The following is a 16,530-nucleotide window of genomic DNA, read 5'->3' as shown; positions in this document are numbered from 1 at the left end:
TTTTCGCTTCAAAAAACGTTTGACATTGACGCAACGTAAAGGTGTACATTGAGCTTGTGAGGAGGTGCCGCCACGGAATACACAGTGCAAAAACTCGCGAAGCTTGCGGGAATCAGCGCGCGCACGCTGCGTTATTACGATGAATTCGGGATTTTGAAACCGGACCGAAAGAGCTCCTCCGGCTACCGCATTTATGGCCGGCCCGAGGTCGATCTGCTGCAGCAGATTTTATTTTACCGCGAGCTCGGTCTAAGTCTGGAGAACATTAAGGCAATCGTCACCTCGCACTCGTTCGACGGGACGAAAGCGCTGAGGACACACCATGGCAAGCTGCTGGCCAAAAGAGAACAACTCGACCTGCTGATCTCGAATGTCGAGAAGACGCTGGCCGAAAGGGAAGGAAGGATTTCAATGAGCGACACCGAGAAATTTGAAGGCTTCAAGCAAAAAATGATCGATGACAACGAGCAGGCCTATGGCAAGGAAGCGCGCGGGAAATACGGTGACGAGGACGTCGACCGGTCCAACAAACAGCTGAAGAACATGACCGAGGAACAATATACAGCCGTTCAAAAGATTGAAGAGGAGATGTTCGTTTCACTCGCGGAAGGCATGAAGACCGGCAATCCCGCCGGCAAACCTGCGCAGCGAGCCGCCGATCTTCACCGGCAGTGGCTGGCGTTCTACTGGGGCAGCTACTCCCCGGAGGCCCATGCGGGAGTCGCGCAGATGTACGTGGACGACGAACGCTTTACCGCTTACTATGATAAGCGCGGTGCGGGGCTTGCCCTTTTCCTTAGAGACGCCGTACTGGCCTACACGGGGAAATCAAACTGAAGCGTTTATCGAGTTTCGCTAGGCTAAGCCAGGGCAAAATGTTTTTTGCCTTGGCTTTTTAAGCTTCGTATTCATATGTATGGTTATCCAGTATGTAAATCGCGGTTTCGAGCCGTCGCACCAGATCCCCCATTACGGCAGTTTTTCCATCGGTCAGACAGGACAAAAAATTTAGATCGAATAAATGGGACTTTTGTTGTATGATGGGTGAGATTGTATAATTATTCCTGGGTAATTAAGCCCTGGTAGGTTGGTCTTAAGTCAATCTGTAGAATAAGAAACGGCAAATCCGTACGAAAGTCGGAGACGCAAAGCCACGGATCTAAGCAAGGTCGCTCCTTGTACGACAGCCGGGTTACCTATATCTCTTCACGGGTTGGCTTTTTTTTGTTGCCATTATTAAAGTAATGAAAGGGAGATTGTATGTTGGGAAGATTATTAGGTAGAGCCGCATTCATCGTTATTATTTTTGTAGTGCAAGTCTTATCTTTCTCAGGGCTCTCGTATGCAGAAAGCCAAACATCATTAAATGACATCAATCGTCATTGGGCCGAGGAAGAAATAAAAGAATGGATAAGTAATGGATTGATCTCGGGCTACGCCGATCGAACCTTTCAACCCGATAAAGTCATTACCCGAGCAGAATTCATATCGCTAGCGAACAAAGCGTTTGGTTTTTTCCATAAGGCTGACCAGACTTTTAAAGATGTCCCGCAGGGAAAATGGTTCTATAACGATGTATCCAAAGCGAAATTTACCGGCTACATTTCGGGGTTCGGAGATGGCACCTTCAGGCCTGATCAACCGATAACGAGAGAACAGTCTGCCAAAATCATTTACCAGCTTATGCAGTTGGAAGAGGGGACAGTAGCGAGAGATACTGAAGCCTTTCAGGATGATCAGCAAATGTCTGCCTGGAGCAAACCATACATAAAAGCAGTTGCTTCCAAGGGTTATCTGAAAGGATATCCTGATAAAAGCTTCCGTCCTCAGAAACCCATCACAAGAGCTGAAGCTGTAGCGATGCTTGATCAAGCTGTAGGTCAATTGATACACCAGCCTGGAACTTATGAACTGAAAAATACGGTTGGTGGGAACTTGACGATCAACAGCGGCGGCGTCACCCTAAAGAATGCTGTGATTAAAGGCGACCTCATCCTGGCAGCGGGGATCGGCGAGGGCGAGGTGCTGCTTGATCACGTAACCGTTGAAGGAAGAACCATTGTGAATGGCGGCGGGGAAAACAGTATCGTAATTCAAGACTCGACGATGAACCAGGTGATGGTTCAAAAGGATCTCGGCAGAGTCCGACTTTTTACGAAGGGTGATACAAGCATAAGCAATACTGTCGTCAAATCGGGAGCGAAGCTGGAAGAAGAACAAGGAAACGAAGCCTTTAAATCGGTTTCCGTTGAAAGTACGTCAGTAAATGATCTCGTGCAATTTGAGGGGACTTTTGTAAAAGTCGCAGTAAAAGCGACGGTAACGATCGAAATTTCCGATCAATCCACCATAGCATTGCTTGAAACCTACACAGGTTCAGAAGGATCTGCAATCAAGCTGCTGGACAATGCCGTATTGAAGGTGATCATTCTGCAGGCAGCCGCGAAGATCACAGGAGAAGGAACGATCCTTAAAGCTCAGATTAATGCGGAAGGTGTTAGCTTCGAGCAACTCGTAAAGGAGTATATTCTCTCGGAGACGGTGAAGGTCGTGCTAATTGGCGGGAAGGAAGTAGGAAGCAGCAGTCCGGTTCCAACGGTTCCTTCACCAGGAGCGATCAATCCTCAGGGACCCGTATCTCCTACGCCCGCATCTCCGGCACCTGTACCTCCGGCCGTTAACCCTGAAAATCCGGTTTCTCCCGAGCAGCCGCCTGTAGAGCAGCCTGCCCCCGAGCCGGGTAAGGTACTTGATATTAGAGCCGCTTTTATCGTACAGGACAAGCTGTACACCCTGTACCCGGCAACCGATGATTATTCGGCCGTAAAATGGATGGTTACCAATTCGGTTACTCAGGACACGTACCAGACCGAATATGACGAAACGGTACAAGACGTTGGAATCTACAGCATTTCAGGCGGAGCGCTTCCTCCGGCGGCGTATGACGTCACCAATCCGAACTCGTCTCAGCATTATTCGGGAGTTATGTTATCCAGCATTACGGTTAACGACAGCGTGTATGCTAAAGTTTATTATAGCGGCAGCGAGATGATCTCTTATCAAATCAATGACAGCTACACCGTCCATGATCTTGGCAACCAGATGCCGGCACAAGCGGTTCCGCTCGCTGCGGGGGACACCTTGGCAATGGTTTATGGAGATCAATTTCAGGTTTTTGCAACATGGAACGGGAGCGGCTGGGAGCTTGATGCGATTAACGATCAATTAGAGACGCCAACCCATCTAACGGCATCGACGGTATCGAATAAGGCGATCGCTTTGCAATGGAATCCGGTTGCGAATGCGGATCAGTACCACATTTATTACAGCGCAACACCTACAGGCGATTTTGTTTCCTTAAAGGATCAAAACGGTCAACCTGTTACCGTAACGGGCACGACTTATGTTGATGGCACGAATCTACCGCATACAACAAGATACTATGTAGTAACTGCGGCTAAAGCCGGAATCGGCATGGAATCGGGACCAAGCAGCGTTGCTTTTGCCACAACCTATTATAATGCGCATATAAGCTTGGATTTTCAGATAACGGATACGGTAAGACACCCGTCGGAGCCGATCCTCTATATTACGGATAAATCGAATAAGAAGCTGTACCGGATTAATTACGTTACGGGCGAGAAAGACTCCATTTCCTTTGCCCTTGCGCCGGAGAGTCTTACGTATGCAGATGGTAAAATCTATGTATCCTTGTTGAAAGCGGAGCATTCTTCCTACACATTTATCGAAAAGCAGCAAGGGGCTATTGCGGTAGTGGACGCTGCCACCTTTACGCTTGCGGGTACGCACGATATTGCAATTGACCCGTACGATATCGCTGTCGATCGTTCCGGCCATCTCTACGTGGCTTCGGGTTCAGGACAATGGACCGAGATCAGATCGTATGATTTAAGCACCTTTGCGGAGATAGCCGCCAGTGGTATTAGGCAAGCGAGCTATATCCAGATGCATCCTGTATTGAATAAGCTCTATACGATTACAACGGACACGTCGCCGAGAGACCTTAGTGCCTATAATTTAACGAACGGACAATACGTTGATCCGTCCTATCCCGGCGGGTATGATTCTCCGTACCATGGCGATTACTCGATGGCAAAGAACTTTACGATTTCTCCTGACGGAGCCTATATCTTTAATGGGTTCGGCAGCGTATTTATGGCAACAAACAATAAGTACGACGATATGAAATATGTATACGGACTTGGACAAGCGTTTGCTGATATCGCCTTTGATCTGCCAAACAACAAGTTTTATACGGCGGAGAAGAGTGCAGTACAAGTGTATGATTACAGCAACTTTACGCAAACCGGCTTCTATCATTTGGACGGTACCGCAAAATACGTGTTTAACGATACTGATCAGTTGTTTGTTATATCTGCTTTGGCAGGAAAGAACATACTAGAAATCGTCGAGAAGGATGCGATTGAAGTACCCGCGCCTGTCGGGGTATCCGGTATTCAACTGGATGGCATTTAAATAACGGCGTACTGCCAAAAAGGCACAGGGAAGCATCCCTGTGCCTTTTTTTCGTGCAACTTTCAACCACGCAGCCGCCATAGCCTTTCCTGCACAGGCCGCTTATTCCGTTCTCCCCGCCTCGCTTTCCTTCTCCATTTGCTTGTACAGCTTGATCTTGTCCCTTACTTTCCCCATGTTCTCCTCAAGCCGCTCCATCTGGCGGGCCACCCGGTCCCGGTGCGCTTCCAGCATGGCGCGTCTCTCCTTCACGGTCGACGGCCCCTGGCTGCGCAAATCGGAGTACCGCTTCATTTCATGGATTGGTATATCCATTTCCCGCAGCACCTTCAGGAACCGGACCCACTCCGCATCCTGCTCGGTATAGTCCCGGTAACCTTGATCGTTTCGGGCAATCCCGGTCAGCAGCCCTATTTTTTCATAGTATCTCAGTGTGTATGGGCTGAGTCCCGTAAGTGCGGACATTTCCTTGATATTCAATGTCTTTGCCATGTTTCAATCATATCACAGATTCCGGGGGTTGCCTTAGAGCGCGCTCTAAAGTGTAATCTGAATTCCTAAGCAACCTACTCAAAATAATCGGAGGGATCAATGATGACAAATGAACGTTTTGAACGGGGATGGGAGAAGCTGATGGAAGTGGACGGGGAAGGCGGCGCAAGAGTGGTCGAATCGCTGAAAAATATAGCCCCCGATCTCGCCCGCTATGTTGTCGAGTTCGCCTTCGGCGACATTTATTCCCGTGAAGGACTGAGCCTGAAGGAGCGGCAGTTGATTACAATTTCCTCCCTGCTCACGCAGGGCGGCTGCGAGCCCCAGCTCACCGTGCATCTTAACGCTGCGCTGAACGTCGGCCTTACTCCCGGAGAAATTGTCGAAGGAATCTTGCACTGCATCCCTTACACCGGATTTCCTCGTGTGCTTAACGCGATGCTGACCGCAAAGTCCGTATTTCAAGAACGGGGAATTCTCGCGGCGGAAAGTTAAGCGTTGGAAAAAGAGGCCGCTCCCGTCCGGCCTATGGCATTTCCTTTAGCGCTGCCTTTCGGAAGCGTAAGAAGTCAGATTTTACGTTTCTCGCCAAACGAACCCGTTGTCCACCGCAAGCTGGTCAACGGGTTCGTTCTTTTTTTAAAGGCTGCGGTGCAGCAGGGACAGTACGTTTCGAAGCTCGCTTACCGCAACCTGCCCCGGCGCAGACGCCTTCTTCGCCGCGCCGAACGTCAGGGCGGACCCGAACACTTCTCCGCTTAGACGGCTGACGACGCCGATTCCGGACATGGACATCGTTATAACCGGGCGGTCGGCATACTTTTCTTTCATTAAATGGGTTGCTTCCAGCAAGGTCAGCACGTCAGCCGGACTGTTCGGCATCACCGCAATCTTGGGGATATCACCGCCAAGCTCCTGTGCTTTCCGTAAGCGGGAGATGATTTCCTCTTTGTCCGGCGTCTTATGGAAATCATGGTTGGAAATAATGACAAAGACTCCTTGCTTGTGCGCTCCATCGATAAGTGTCTTAACCGTCTCATCGCCCGTAAACAGTTCAACATCAATCATATCGACTAGCCCTGTCTCGGCAATCGCTTGATTAAGCGCTACGTAATACTCCGTGCCGATTTCCTTCTCCCCGCCTTCTTTGGCGCTGCGGAACGTGAACAACAGCGGAAGATCGGGAATAACGGAACGGATGCCGGCGAGCGCCGTTTTTACCGCTTCGATATCCTCCACCTGCTCGAAGAAATCCACCCGCCATTCTACTACATCAAGATCCAGCGACTTCAGCGCTTCCGCCTCTTCCTTCAATTGGGCGGCTGTTATGCCAACCATGGGAACGCAAATTTTCGGCTCGCCTTCGCCGATGACGACTTGTTTTACGGTGACTGTGCCGCTCATTCCTTTCAACTCCTTAGTCTTTCGGTAATCCGGCCTGAACGTTCTTCGGGCGTTCGGCACATTTACTCCTTAAGGTAACGCATATTTACGATTATAGCCAGCAGGACGCTGAAACGGAGCATCTGCGCAATTTCGAAATTTCGCCATCAGTTACGGAAAACAGTTCTTTAATACATACAAGCCGGTTTGAACATGCCCGAAGTCCTTTCTAGTAGAGCCGTCCTTGGCTGCTTCGGTCCGCATCCGGCTACGGCTATTGCCGGCTATTGCTCCTTGCCGCTCTACACCGTCTCCTCAAGGAAACGTTCGACTTCTTCTATGTACGGCAAAGACGCAATTGCGCCAACTTTGCCTACGGCGAGCGCGCCGACGGCGTTTGCGAAGACGACGGCTTCTTCAAGCATTCTGCCCTTTGCCAATTGAAGAGCAAGCGCGCCGTTGAAAGAATCCCCCGCCGCAACGGTGTCCACCGGCTGAACGGGAAATCCAGGAATATGGACCGAACCGTTCTTGTTCACAACCAGCGCCCCTTTCGAGCCGAGCGTCATAATCACATGCTGAACGCCTTTTTGCAGCAGAATCCCCGCGGCTTCCCGGGCGCTGTCGATACTGTCCACAGTGATCCCTGACAGTATCTCCGCTTCCGTCTCGTTGGGCGTGAGATAGGTAACGAGCGACAGCAGCCCGTCGCCAAGCTCCCGGGCCGGCGCCGGGTTCAGAATGACCGGAACCCCGTGCTTGCGCGCGATGCCTGCGGCGTGTTCCACCATGTTCAGATCCATTTCCAACTGCAGCACCAGCACTTCGGCTTCGCCGATCACAGACTCCAGGCCGGCGATATCCTCCACTGAGAGAGCAAGGTTCGCCCCAGGGACAACAATGATCCGGTTCTCTCCGTCTTCCTCTACGACGATGGAGGCGACCCCCGTCGACTGTTCAGCAAGCTCAGCGATGTGTCGGGTATTTATGTGTTCCCCTCGCAGAACCTCCAACATCTCGCGGCCGAAGGCATCCTGCCCCACGCAGCCGATCATCGTGACCTCCCCTCCGAGCCGGGCCGCCGCTACGGCCTGATTGCCCCCTTTTCCCCCTGGAGACAGCGCAAAGCTATTGCCAAGCAGGGTTTCGCCGGGACCCGGAGCGCGTCCGGTTCGAACCGTCATATCCATGTTCAAGCTTCCAACCACTACGATCATACCCGATCCTCCGCCCATTCTATTAGGTCTTTACTCTACATATTAGAGCCTGCTGCGCCTTTTATCAAACAAAGCTTTTCCAGGGTGGACAAATCCGGAAAACGTTAACAAAAACGTAGTTACGCATGCGGCCGATTTATGCTAGAATAGTTTCGCAATCGTTTTCAAAAGGCGATCCGTATCTTTCGGCACAAACGTTTGCATCTACGATAAAGCCAAGAGAATTCGTTGCAATTCAATCTAATCCGAAGATTAGGGAGGCTTATCCGCTTGAGTGAGAAGAACTTACCTTCAGTCGCTTATTTCAGCATGGAATACGGTCTGCATTCCGATTTTAAAATGTACGCCGGAGGGCTCGGCATTCTGGCCGGCGATTACATCAAAGGCGCCAAGGACATCAATGCTCCTATCATTCCCATCGGCCTGAAATGGAAGCAGGGCTATACCGACCAGAGAATCGACGCGAACGGCAATCCGTATGATTCCTATCACAACTATGTTTACGATTTCCTCGAAGATACCGGCGTTAAAGTGACCATTAAAATCCGCGGCCTAGACGTAGTATGCAAAGTATGGAAGACGGAGCATTTCGGCAACAATCCGCTCTACCTGCTGGATACGGACATTCCAGAGAACGCCGACGCCTGGATTACAGGCCAGCTGTACGGCTGGTTCGGGGAAGAACGGATCGCCCAGGAAATCGTGCTCGGAATCGGCGGGGTAAAAGCCCTGCGGGCGCTGGAAATCCCGGTGGATGTCTATCATTTTAACGAAGGCCATGCCACGCTGGCGGCGATTGAATTAATCCGTGAAAAAATGGCCGGCGGCGACACCTTTGAAGAAGCCTGGAAAGCGACCCGGCGGGAGATTGTGTTTACCACCCATACCCCGATCAAAGAAGGCAACGAATCGCATCCGCTGAGCCGTCTGGAGTATATGGGCGCCTTCAACGGGCTGACCCGCAGCCAGATGGAGCGCATTGGCGGAGAGCCGTTCAACATGACTGTCGCCGGTCTGCGCCTCTCCCGCATTTCCAACGGGGTAGCCAAGCTCCATGCAGAGACTGCGAATAAAATGTGGAAGGAAGTCCCCGGCCGCTCTCCGATCATTGCAATCACCAATGCCATTCATACGCCCACTTGGGTCGATGAACGCATCACCTGCGCCTACGAAGAGGATGGGGATCTATGGAGTGCCCATGCGGAAATCAAGAGCGAACTGATCGGGTTCATCGAGGAGCGCTCAGGCATCCAGCTGAATGAAGATAATCTGCTGATCGGCTTCTCTCGGAGGGCCGCCCCTTACAAACGAAGCGATCTCATTTTCTCGCGTCCCGACATTATCGAGTCCTACCTCGAATCGGGCAAAGTGCAGATCGTCTTCTCCGGCAAGGCGCATCCGCTTGACGACAACGGCAAAAAAATCGTCAGCAACCTGGTCGCCATGATGAAAAAGTATCCGAAAAGCGTCGTATTCCTGGAGAACTACGATATGACGATCGGGGCAATGCTGACGCGCGGCTCCGACGTGTGGCTCAACAATCCGCGCAGACCGCTGGAAGCGAGCGGCACCTCCGGCATGAAGGCCGCCATGAACGGCGTACTCAACTGCTCCATCCTCGACGGCTGGTGGCCGGAAGCCTGCATCGACGGCGAGAACGGCTGGCAGATCGGCGACGGCTTTGAAACGACCGATTTTGAGCTGCTGGACAGCCATGACAGCGAGGCGCTGTATGATACGCTTCTGAACCGCGTCCTGCCGACGTATTACGAGAACCGGGAGAAATGGACGCAGATGATGCGTCGAAGCATTGAGACGACCCGCACCGAATTCGCGACCAAGCGCATGCTGGAGGAATACTACGGCAAAATGTACATCCCCTCCTGACCATCGGGTTAATCCCGATTCATCCTATCCTTTACTTTCCCCACCGTCCGCGCCAGCGGGCGGTTTTTGCTGTGTCTTCTTGTCACGGCCTTTATCCATTTCTTTCCCTATCTCGTTCATTAATTAAAATTATTATAAATAAGGATTGATTTTTTAAAAAATAAAGCTATTATAATACTTATACTAAATCTAAATCCTATGAGGTGATTTTTGCATGAGTTCAAACCCTAAACACCTAACGACCAGCTGGGGCGCTCCGGTAGGAGACAACCAAAATTCGCTGACCGCCGGCTCGCGAGGCCCGACTTTGATCCAAGACGTCCACCTGCTGGAAAAGCTGGCCCACTTCAACAGAGAGCGCATCCCGGAACGCGTCGTTCATGCCAAAGGCGCCGGAGCTCACGGTTATTTTGAAGTCACCCGGGATATTTCCCAATATACGAAAGCGGCCTTCTTGTCGCAAGTCGGCAAGCGCACGCCCATGTTCATCCGTTTCTCCACCGTTGCCGGCGAGCTGGGCTCGGCCGATACGGTCCGCGATCCGCGCGGCTTTGCCGTCAAGTTCTATACCGAGGAAGGCAATTATGATCTCGTCGGCAATAATACCCCCGTCTTCTTCATACGCGACGCCATCAAGTTCCCAGACTTTATCCATACGCAGAAACGCCACCCGCAGACCCATCTGAAAAATCCGACCGCCGTCTGGGATTTCTGGTCCCTTTCTCCCGAGTCATTGCATCAAGTCAGCATTCTGATGTCCGACCGCGGTATTCCGGCGACGCTGCGCCACATGCACGGCTTCGGCAGTCATACCTTTAAATGGGTCAATGCGGAAGGCCAGGCCGTTTGGGTAAAATACCATTTCAAAACCGAGCAGGGCGTTCAGAACATGGACGTGGATGTGGCGGCCAGAATCGCCGGCGAACATCCGGATTACCATACGGAGGACTTGTTCAACGCAATCGCAAACGGCGATTTTCCAGCATGGAAGCTGTACGTGCAGATTATGCCGATCGAAGATGCGGATACGTACCGGTTCGATCCGTTTGACGTCACCAAAGTCTGGTCGCAACAAGATTATCCGCTGATCGAAGTCGGCCGCATGGTCCTCGACCGCAATCCGGACAATTATTTTGCCGAAGTGGAGCAGGCCACCTTCTCCCCAGGCTCCTTCGTTCCGGGAATCGAGGCTTCTCCCGACAAAATGCTCCAGGGCCGTCTATTCGCCTATGCCGACGCCCACCGATACCGCGTAGGCCCGAACCATAATCAGCTCCCGATCAATCGTCCGCAGTGCCCGGTGCACAATAACCAGCGCGACGGCGCGATGGCCTACGGCGACAACGGCGGATCCTCCGTGTACTACGAGCCGAACAGCCTCGGCGGACCGAAGGAGTCGCCGGAGCATAGAATTTCCCCGTTCGAGGTTTCCGGGCAAGCCGCCAGTGTCGCTTATGATCATAACGACCACTATACCCAGCCGGGCGATCTGTACCGCCTGCTGAGTGAAGATGAGCGCGCCCGCCTTGTGCGCAATATTGTTGACGCCATGAAGCCGGTGGAGAGAGACGACATCAAGCTGCGCCAAATCGGCCATTTCTATAAAGCCGATCCGGAATTCGGCACCCGGATCGCCGAAGGACTCGGATTGTCTGTAGCGGATCAGGTGTAAGCCCCGCCACGGTCTCGAATAGAAGCTGCCTCCAGACGTTCATATCTCTTTAGGAAAGCCCCGAACCAAACGGTTCGGGGCTTTATGCGTTTTTCCAAAAATACCGACTCCCCAAGAAAATTTGAAACTTTTGGAAATTAATCGCGTCTATTTATTGAGCCTCTGCTTATTAAAAGACAAATAACCGCCTAAGGAGGTACCAAACAGTGAACAGCGTTTATGGGAGCAAACCCGCTTTCAAATGGACCGCCGCGTTCCTTCTTGTGTTTCTTGTCGCCAGCCTGATTCCTTGCGCAGGGAGAAGCGCAGCCGCAGAAGAAACGTCTAGCTCAACCGTCGAACAAGTCGTGCTGGACCCCGGCTTCGGGTACCGCAGCATCTGGGAAACGTTAGCAAATGAACTGTACAAATCCAGTCCCGTGACCGCCTATCTCCCCACCCGCCTGCCGGATTCCGGCCAGTTGTACTACGGCATTTCAAGCCGCTTGACACAGGAGGGCTATGCCATCCAGCTTTTCACAACAGACAAGGTTCTTGCCGCCGCCAGCAGCCTGCCCGGTACGGCATCGCCTGCCAGGAAACCGGGCGACGTCTTGATGGAAGCTTCGGCCGGAGCGGCCCAATCGTCATTTCCGCATGGAGATACCCTTCTGCTTGCAAAGAACGGTTGGGCGATGTATGCCGATTCCGCCGCAGCAGGAACGGAGAACCGCAAGCGTCAGCTTGTTCAGGCCTTCTCCCAAGCCGCGAAGTTCGCGACGCCTTTGTCCGCTGATTCAAAAGGCATCATTAACGTATCGGGCACCGGCAGCAGCGCCGTTTACTCCGCTTATTGGTCTTATGGCGGCAAGACGGGCTACACGTTGGTAAGCCATACCACCCTGACTGATTTTGTGTCGGTACTCTACAGCTTCCGGCCGGTCATTAATCTGCTGAATCAGGCGGATGTGGTGCTGCTCCCCCTCGGCATGGAACTGAATTGGCAGCTTGGCCGTACATCCGCTTTTCTGCCCCGGGAAAATAAGCGCATTGTCCTAAGCAGCGCCCCCATCCTTGTGAGTGGAAATCCTTATTTTCCTTTAAAAGATGCCATTGCATTTATTCAAGGCCATATGCAGACCGTCCCGTCAGAGAATGCCGTGTATTTTTCGGAGAATGGATACTACAATCAGCTTAAGCTTAATTTAAAAACCGGCCAAGTTTTTAAAGGAAGCCAAAAAATCGCCACGATCAAAGTCCGCAGGCAAAACGGCGTTACGCTGCTGCCGCTCAATTTTTTGCATGAGTATCTGGGGCTTACGTTCAGCTATAATTCTGCGGCTAAGGCGGGCAAAATCCAATACAGCACTTGGTTTACGAACAACCGGCCCCTTAAGGGATCCAGCGCTACTCTCTCCGTGTCCGTTTTAGGAACCGGCAACTTTTCCTATGAAAGCAGCCGGATTGGCTCATTTGGTTCATACAGCTATCAACAGAGCAAGCCTCCTCAAGGCTATAACGGGCGAAAATATAGCATATACCAGGTCAGCATACCTCTTCTACCCGGGGAAAATGAATTCGTATACCGTGACTCTATAACCGGACGCATCATCAACTCGATTCCGGTCAATTCCGCGTTAACCGCGGCCGATATTCCTTTCCGCTACAGCGGCCTTCCGTACTATGACTCCTTGACCCTTAATCCGAAGCTGACCTCAAGTGACGGGACCGACTGGCCGGCGGGCTACGCCGAGACTTCCTCCTATGTCGATTTAAGCGGCGTCATACAAGGCAGCGGCAAAGGAATCTCTTCCTTGAGGCTCACTCTTCGTCCGGTTAACGGCAGAGAAAGCAAGGCGGTTAGCTTTCCGGTAGCCAAGGATGGCCATTTCTCATACCGAATCAAGCCGGACAAGGGGAAAGGCAGCTACACCGTAACGCTGTATAATCCGCCGCGGAGCGTTCCTTTGGCCGACCTGGCCGCCATTGTCAGCTTCACCATTGTCGTAAAATAAGCAGTAAACGATCGTATGGGAGGGGGCGGCATGTCCCCGTCCTCTCACACCATCGTATATGCAGGTCCGTAAACGGCCCCCCACTTTAAACTAATTTGGGCTACAAAAAATGACCTCATCTTCCACATGACTGTGGATTTTGAGGTCATTTTTGGGTTGCTTCAATCTACTCCGAACACTTTTGGGACAGCCTCTTGCTATATGAGACCGGTTGGTTTCGATCCGGTTGGTTTCGACCCGGTTGATTTCGGATTTATTCCTAAGATTCCGAAGCCTCGACTCCGCACGTCAGCCCCTCCGGCAGATGCTCCTTTAGCTCCTCGATAAATTTATGAAAGGCGCTCGTCATATACAGATCGCGCCGCCGAATAAAAACCGTCGGAACTTCCCGATACCTCTCCGGAAAAGGATAGCACCGGATGCCGTCCTTGACATTCAGCCTATTATAATAAGAGACAGGCAGCACCGCATAGCCGATCCCCGCTTTTACACAGCCAAGCAGCCCTTCCATCGTTCCGAACTGCATGACTTTGGCTAGACGAAAGCCTTCGTCCCGGAGCCACTCTTCCAATTGCAGCCGATACATGCAGTCTGGGTTTAAGATCAGAAGTGTCCTGTCCTGAATGGTTCGGAGCCCGCGAAAATCCATCGTTTCCGGTATGATCAGACCCAAACGCTCGTTAATGATAAGCTCCTGAATAATGTCCGGATGCTCGACCGGCCCATCCACAAAGGCTCCGTTAACGGAATACTGCAGTACGGCATTGATGAGATGATCGGTTAATCCGATTTCCAAATGGACTTCGACCTCAGGAAATTTGCCGCGATAGGTGGATAAAATAGAGGGCAAGCGTATGGCCGCCGTCGTATCGGAGCCAATCGTAATGGAGCCCTTGGGAATTGGCGAATCCAGAACTGCTTTCTCCGCTTCCTCCAGCAGGTTTAAAATCTTCTCGGTATACGTCATAAGGGTCTGACCCGCCGAAGTCAGCGTGATCCCCCGGCTGTGCCGGTAAAAGAGTGGAGTCTTCAGCTCCTGCTCCAGCTGCTGAACTCTTGCCGTTACATTCGATTGTACATAGTTAAGAGTTTGAGCCGCTTTTGAAATGCTCCCTTCCTCGGCGACCGCCATAAAAACCTTCAGAAGACCAATATCCATCCCGGTACGCTCCCCTCTTTTTAGCTATCAGCCACAGTGATGTCCTCCATCATTTCCCTTCATTATACATGATTCATCTCTCCCATTATGATGGAATTACAAAAGAAATCCATTGAAGAGGAGCAAAAACCCATGGAAAATAAACGTTGGCGTTTTAAAGTGCCCGGAGCATCGTATAGCAAAGAGATCATTATTGACACCACGGAAATTACGAGTGTGTATGACATTCTGAAGAAGCTGAGAAGCGTGGAAGAAGCAGTTCCCCTTGAAGAAACAACGGCTCCCCGCCCGGAAACGAACACAGAATCGCCCGGCAAATCTAAAGCCGTATAAGAACAACTGTCGATGCGGATATGTATAACAAAAAAAGACCTCTGCAGCGCAGAAGTCTTTATGACGCAGTAAGCGGGTGATGGGAATCGAACCCACGCTATCAGCTTGGAAGGCTGAAGTTCTACCATTGAACTACACCCGCAGGTGTAAAATCGGGATGACACGATTCGAACATGCGACCCCCTGGTCCCAAACCAGGTGCTCTACCAAGCTGAGCTACATCCCGTTAGTATAAAATGGCGCGCCCTGAGAGATTCGAACTCCCGGCCTTTTGATTCGTAGTCAAACGCTCTATCCAGCTGAGCTAAGGGCGCAAAATATGGAGCGGACGACGGGAATCGAACCCGCGACCCTCGCCTTGGCAAGGCGATGCTCTACCGCTGAGCCACGTCCGCAAAAATATGGTGCGGTCGAGAGGACTCGAACCTCCACGGGGGGTTAGCCCACACGGACCTGAACCGTGCGCGTCTGCCAATTCCGCCACGACCGCAAAAGAATGAAACATGGTGAGCCATGAAGGATTCGAACCTTCGACACCCTGATTAAAAGTCAGGTGCTCTACCAACTGAGCTAATGGCTCGTACAAATGGCTGGGGATATAGGATTCGAACCTATGCGTGACGGAGTCAAAGTCCGTTGCCTTACCGCTTGGCTAATCCCCAACAACGATACGTAAACTTTTAAATTAATGGGGCGATCGATGGGACTTGAACCCACGAATGCCGGAGCCACAATCCGGTGCGTTAACCCCTTCGCCACGACCGCCATATTAAAATGATTCGGTGTAATGGTTGTTCAAGAATAGGTAAATTAATGGCGGAACCGACGGGATTCGAACCCGCGATCTCCTGCGTGACAGGCAGGCATGTTAGGCCTCTACACCACGGTTCCACGAGGCTTCTTCTCTAAGAAGAATTGGTTGCGGGGGCAGGATTTGAACCTGCGGCCTTCGGGTTATGAGCCCGACGAGCTACCGGGCTGCTCCACCCCGCGTCAGTAATACAAGTATTTTTTAGTAGTATCATGGTGGAGGCTGAGGGGATCGAACCCCCGACCCTCTGCTTGTAAGGCAGATGCTCTCCCAGCTGAGCTAAGCCTCCATATAAAAAGTAGTTGGTGACCCGTAGGGGATTCGAACCCCTGTTACCTCCGTGAAAGGGAGGTGTCTTAACCCCTTGACCAACGGGCCATGCTAAAAATATACCATCATTATCCCATCCGACGAGAATCCAACGGAGAGAGAGGGATTCGAACCCTCGAGACGCTTTTGACGCCTACACGATTTCCAATCGTGCTCCTTCGGCCAACTCGGACACCTCTCCATGATATGTAAGGTACCCCGGAAAGCAGGTAAATAAACATTGCTGTCTATCTATTGCTTTCCGGAGAGGTAACTCCCCGAACAGGACTCGAACCTGTGACAACTCGATTAACAGTCGAGTGCTCTACCAACTGAGCTATCAGGGACCATGGTGGGCCCTAGTGGACTCGAACCACCGACCTCACCCTTATCAGGGGTGCGCTCTAACCAGCTGAGCTAAGGGCCCTCTTGGATAATATGTAAACGCTGCGGGCAAAAAAATACCCCAACGAAAATATATGACTGTCCGCTTGGCGGCGTCCTACTCTCCCAGGACCCTTCGGTCCAAGTACCATCGGCGCTGGAGGGCTTAACGGTCGTGTTCGGGATGGGTACGCGTGGAACCCCTCCGCCATCGCCACCAAACGGCAGGCTTGATCGCCTGAAAACTGGAACCGAAACGAAACTTGCGTTCTCCCCTTAGTTCCGGGGTCCCCGAAAAGTATTCGGCATACTCTTCGAAGCCTCCGCTTCACTTTTTGGGGTGTTTTTGGATAAGCCCTCGACCGATTAGTATTGGTCAGCTCCATGCATTG

At 51.8% G+C, this 16,530-nt stretch carries 11 protein-coding genes, 15 tRNA genes, 1 rRNA gene and 1 riboswitch; of the genes, 7 read left to right on the top strand and 20 right to left on the bottom strand.

What is annotated here, in order from left to right; all coding sequences use genetic code 11:
• Positions 1-84: 84 nt before the first annotated feature.
• Positions 85-837 carry a MerR family transcriptional regulator gene (locus EH198_RS23270; protein ID WP_124697880.1) on the top strand — a complete coding sequence of 251 codons (753 nt, stop codon included), beginning with the start codon at positions 85-87 and terminating at the stop codon, positions 835-837.
• Positions 838-1,109: 272 nt separating this feature from the next.
• Positions 1,110-1,200: riboswitch (cyclic di-GMP riboswitch) on the top strand.
• 60 nt (positions 1,201-1,260) lie between these two features.
• The gene (locus EH198_RS23265; protein WP_124697879.1) at positions 1,261-4,497 is read left to right on the top strand and encodes an S-layer homology domain-containing protein; all 3,237 of its coding nucleotides are present in this window, start codon (positions 1,261-1,263) and stop codon (positions 4,495-4,497) included.
• Positions 4,498-4,599: 102 nt separating this feature from the next.
• Here the strand turns inward: EH198_RS23265 and EH198_RS23260 are convergent, their stop codons facing one another.
• The gene (locus tag EH198_RS23260; RefSeq protein WP_246014509.1) at positions 4,600-4,989 is read right to left on the bottom strand and encodes a MerR family transcriptional regulator; all 390 of its coding nucleotides are present in this window, start codon (positions 4,987-4,989) and stop codon (positions 4,600-4,602) included.
• Between the two features lie 102 nt (positions 4,990-5,091).
• Between EH198_RS23260 and EH198_RS23255 the strand changes: the two genes are divergently transcribed.
• Positions 5,092-5,484, top strand: coding sequence for a carboxymuconolactone decarboxylase family protein (locus EH198_RS23255; protein WP_124697878.1), 393 nt, complete (start codon positions 5,092-5,094; stop codon positions 5,482-5,484).
• A gap of 144 nt (positions 5,485-5,628) precedes the next feature.
• Here EH198_RS23255 and aroD read toward each other — a convergent pair whose 3' ends face one another.
• Together aroD and rbsK are read right to left on the bottom strand one after the other, a co-directional pair.
• Entirely contained in the window at positions 5,629-6,393 is a 765-nt protein-coding gene (gene aroD, locus EH198_RS23250) for a type I 3-dehydroquinate dehydratase (protein WP_124697877.1), read from the bottom strand.
• Between the two features lie 281 nt (positions 6,394-6,674).
• Entirely contained in the window at positions 6,675-7,589 is a 915-nt protein-coding gene (rbsK, locus tag EH198_RS23245; protein WP_124697876.1) for a ribokinase, read from the bottom strand.
• A gap of 270 nt (positions 7,590-7,859) precedes the next feature.
• Between rbsK and glgP the strand changes: the two genes are divergently transcribed.
• The 3 genes from glgP (at position 7,860) to EH198_RS23230 (ending at position 13,142) form a co-directional block, all read left to right on the top strand.
• Positions 7,860-9,476, top strand: a complete 1,617-nt coding sequence (gene glgP, locus EH198_RS23240) for an alpha-glucan family phosphorylase (protein ID WP_124697875.1) — start codon at positions 7,860-7,862, stop codon at positions 9,474-9,476.
• A 214-nt stretch (positions 9,477-9,690) separates the two neighbouring features.
• Positions 9,691-11,148, top strand: a complete 1,458-nt coding sequence (gene katA / locus EH198_RS23235) for a catalase KatA (RefSeq protein WP_124697874.1) — start codon at positions 9,691-9,693, stop codon at positions 11,146-11,148.
• Between the two features lie 206 nt (positions 11,149-11,354).
• Positions 11,355-13,142, top strand: coding sequence for a stalk domain-containing protein (locus tag EH198_RS23230; protein WP_124697873.1), 1,788 nt, complete (start codon positions 11,355-11,357; stop codon positions 13,140-13,142).
• 259 nt (positions 13,143-13,401) lie between these two features.
• Here EH198_RS23230 and EH198_RS23225 read toward each other — a convergent pair whose 3' ends face one another.
• The gene (locus tag EH198_RS23225) at positions 13,402-14,301 is read right to left on the bottom strand and encodes a LysR family transcriptional regulator (RefSeq protein WP_124697872.1); all 900 of its coding nucleotides are present in this window, start codon (positions 14,299-14,301) and stop codon (positions 13,402-13,404) included.
• Between the two features lie 132 nt (positions 14,302-14,433).
• On the opposite strand from EH198_RS23225, the gene EH198_RS23220 reads away from it, so the two are divergent.
• The gene (locus EH198_RS23220) at positions 14,434-14,634 is read left to right on the top strand and encodes a hypothetical protein (protein ID WP_124697871.1); all 201 of its coding nucleotides are present in this window, start codon (positions 14,434-14,436) and stop codon (positions 14,632-14,634) included.
• Positions 14,635-14,705: 71 nt separating this feature from the next.
• On the opposite strand, the gene EH198_RS23215 is transcribed toward EH198_RS23220, so the two are convergent.
• The 16 genes from EH198_RS23215 to rrf all read right to left on the bottom strand — a co-directional run bounded on the left by EH198_RS23215 (position 14,706) and on the right by rrf (position 16,360).
• Positions 14,706-14,776, bottom strand: a tRNA-Gly gene (locus EH198_RS23215).
• A 10-nt stretch (positions 14,777-14,786) separates the two neighbouring features.
• Positions 14,787-14,860 (bottom strand) — tRNA-Pro (locus tag EH198_RS23210).
• Between the two features lie 11 nt (positions 14,861-14,871).
• Positions 14,872-14,948, bottom strand: a tRNA-Arg gene (locus EH198_RS23205).
• Positions 14,949-14,954: 6 nt separating this feature from the next.
• Positions 14,955-15,029, bottom strand: a tRNA-Gly gene (locus EH198_RS23200).
• A 7-nt stretch (positions 15,030-15,036) separates the two neighbouring features.
• Positions 15,037-15,124: transfer RNA gene (locus EH198_RS23195), tRNA-Leu, on the bottom strand.
• A gap of 14 nt (positions 15,125-15,138) precedes the next feature.
• Positions 15,139-15,214: transfer RNA gene (locus EH198_RS23190), tRNA-Lys, on the bottom strand.
• A 7-nt stretch (positions 15,215-15,221) separates the two neighbouring features.
• Positions 15,222-15,296, bottom strand: a tRNA-Gln gene (locus EH198_RS23185).
• Positions 15,297-15,323: 27 nt separating this feature from the next.
• Positions 15,324-15,399, bottom strand: a tRNA-His gene (locus tag EH198_RS23180).
• Between the two features lie 49 nt (positions 15,400-15,448).
• Positions 15,449-15,525, bottom strand: a tRNA-Asp gene (locus EH198_RS23175).
• 25 nt (positions 15,526-15,550) lie between these two features.
• Positions 15,551-15,627: transfer RNA gene (locus tag EH198_RS23170), tRNA-Met, on the bottom strand.
• Positions 15,628-15,658: 31 nt separating this feature from the next.
• Positions 15,659-15,734: transfer RNA gene (locus EH198_RS23165), tRNA-Val, on the bottom strand.
• A 14-nt stretch (positions 15,735-15,748) separates the two neighbouring features.
• Positions 15,749-15,823 (bottom strand) — tRNA-Glu (locus EH198_RS23160).
• A gap of 44 nt (positions 15,824-15,867) precedes the next feature.
• Positions 15,868-15,956: transfer RNA gene (locus EH198_RS23155), tRNA-Ser, on the bottom strand.
• Positions 15,957-16,028: 72 nt separating this feature from the next.
• Positions 16,029-16,101: transfer RNA gene (locus EH198_RS23150), tRNA-Asn, on the bottom strand.
• 3 nt (positions 16,102-16,104) lie between these two features.
• A tRNA-Ile gene (locus tag EH198_RS23145) sits at positions 16,105-16,181 on the bottom strand.
• Positions 16,182-16,243: 62 nt separating this feature from the next.
• A 5S ribosomal RNA gene (gene rrf, locus EH198_RS23140) occupies positions 16,244-16,360 on the bottom strand.
• Positions 16,361-16,530: the final 170 nt, after the last annotated feature.

This window comes from Paenibacillus rhizophilus (genome assembly GCF_003854965.1).
Lineage (GTDB): Bacteria > Bacillota > Bacilli > Paenibacillales > Paenibacillaceae > Paenibacillus_AQ > Paenibacillus_AQ rhizophilus.
The sequence above is the reverse complement of the archived record's forward strand: the minus strand, read 5'-3'. Positions and strand labels throughout refer to the sequence as shown.

Excerpts from the sequence above, each read along its gene's own strand:
- EH198_RS23225 (WP_124697872.1), bottom strand. The coding sequence starts at position 14,301 with ATGGATATTGGTCTTCTGAAGGTTTTTATGGCGGTCGCCGAGGAAGGG.
- EH198_RS23220 (WP_124697871.1), top strand. The coding sequence starts at position 14,434 with ATGGAAAATAAACGTTGGCGTTTTAAAGTGCCCGGAGCATCGTATAGC.
- EH198_RS23255 (WP_124697878.1), top strand. The coding sequence starts at position 5,092 with ATGACAAATGAACGTTTTGAACGGGGATGGGAGAAGCTGATGGAAGTG.
- katA (WP_124697874.1), top strand. The coding sequence starts at position 9,691 with ATGAGTTCAAACCCTAAACACCTAACGACCAGCTGGGGCGCTCCGGTA.
- EH198_RS23260 (WP_246014509.1), bottom strand. The coding sequence starts at position 4,989 with ATGGCAAAGACATTGAATATCAAGGAAATGTCCGCACTTACGGGACTC.
- EH198_RS23265 (WP_124697879.1), top strand. The coding sequence starts at position 1,261 with ATGTTGGGAAGATTATTAGGTAGAGCCGCATTCATCGTTATTATTTTT.
- aroD (WP_124697877.1), bottom strand. The coding sequence starts at position 6,393 with ATGAGCGGCACAGTCACCGTAAAACAAGTCGTCATCGGCGAAGGCGAG.
- rbsK (WP_124697876.1), bottom strand. The coding sequence starts at position 7,589 with ATGATCGTAGTGGTTGGAAGCTTGAACATGGATATGACGGTTCGAACC.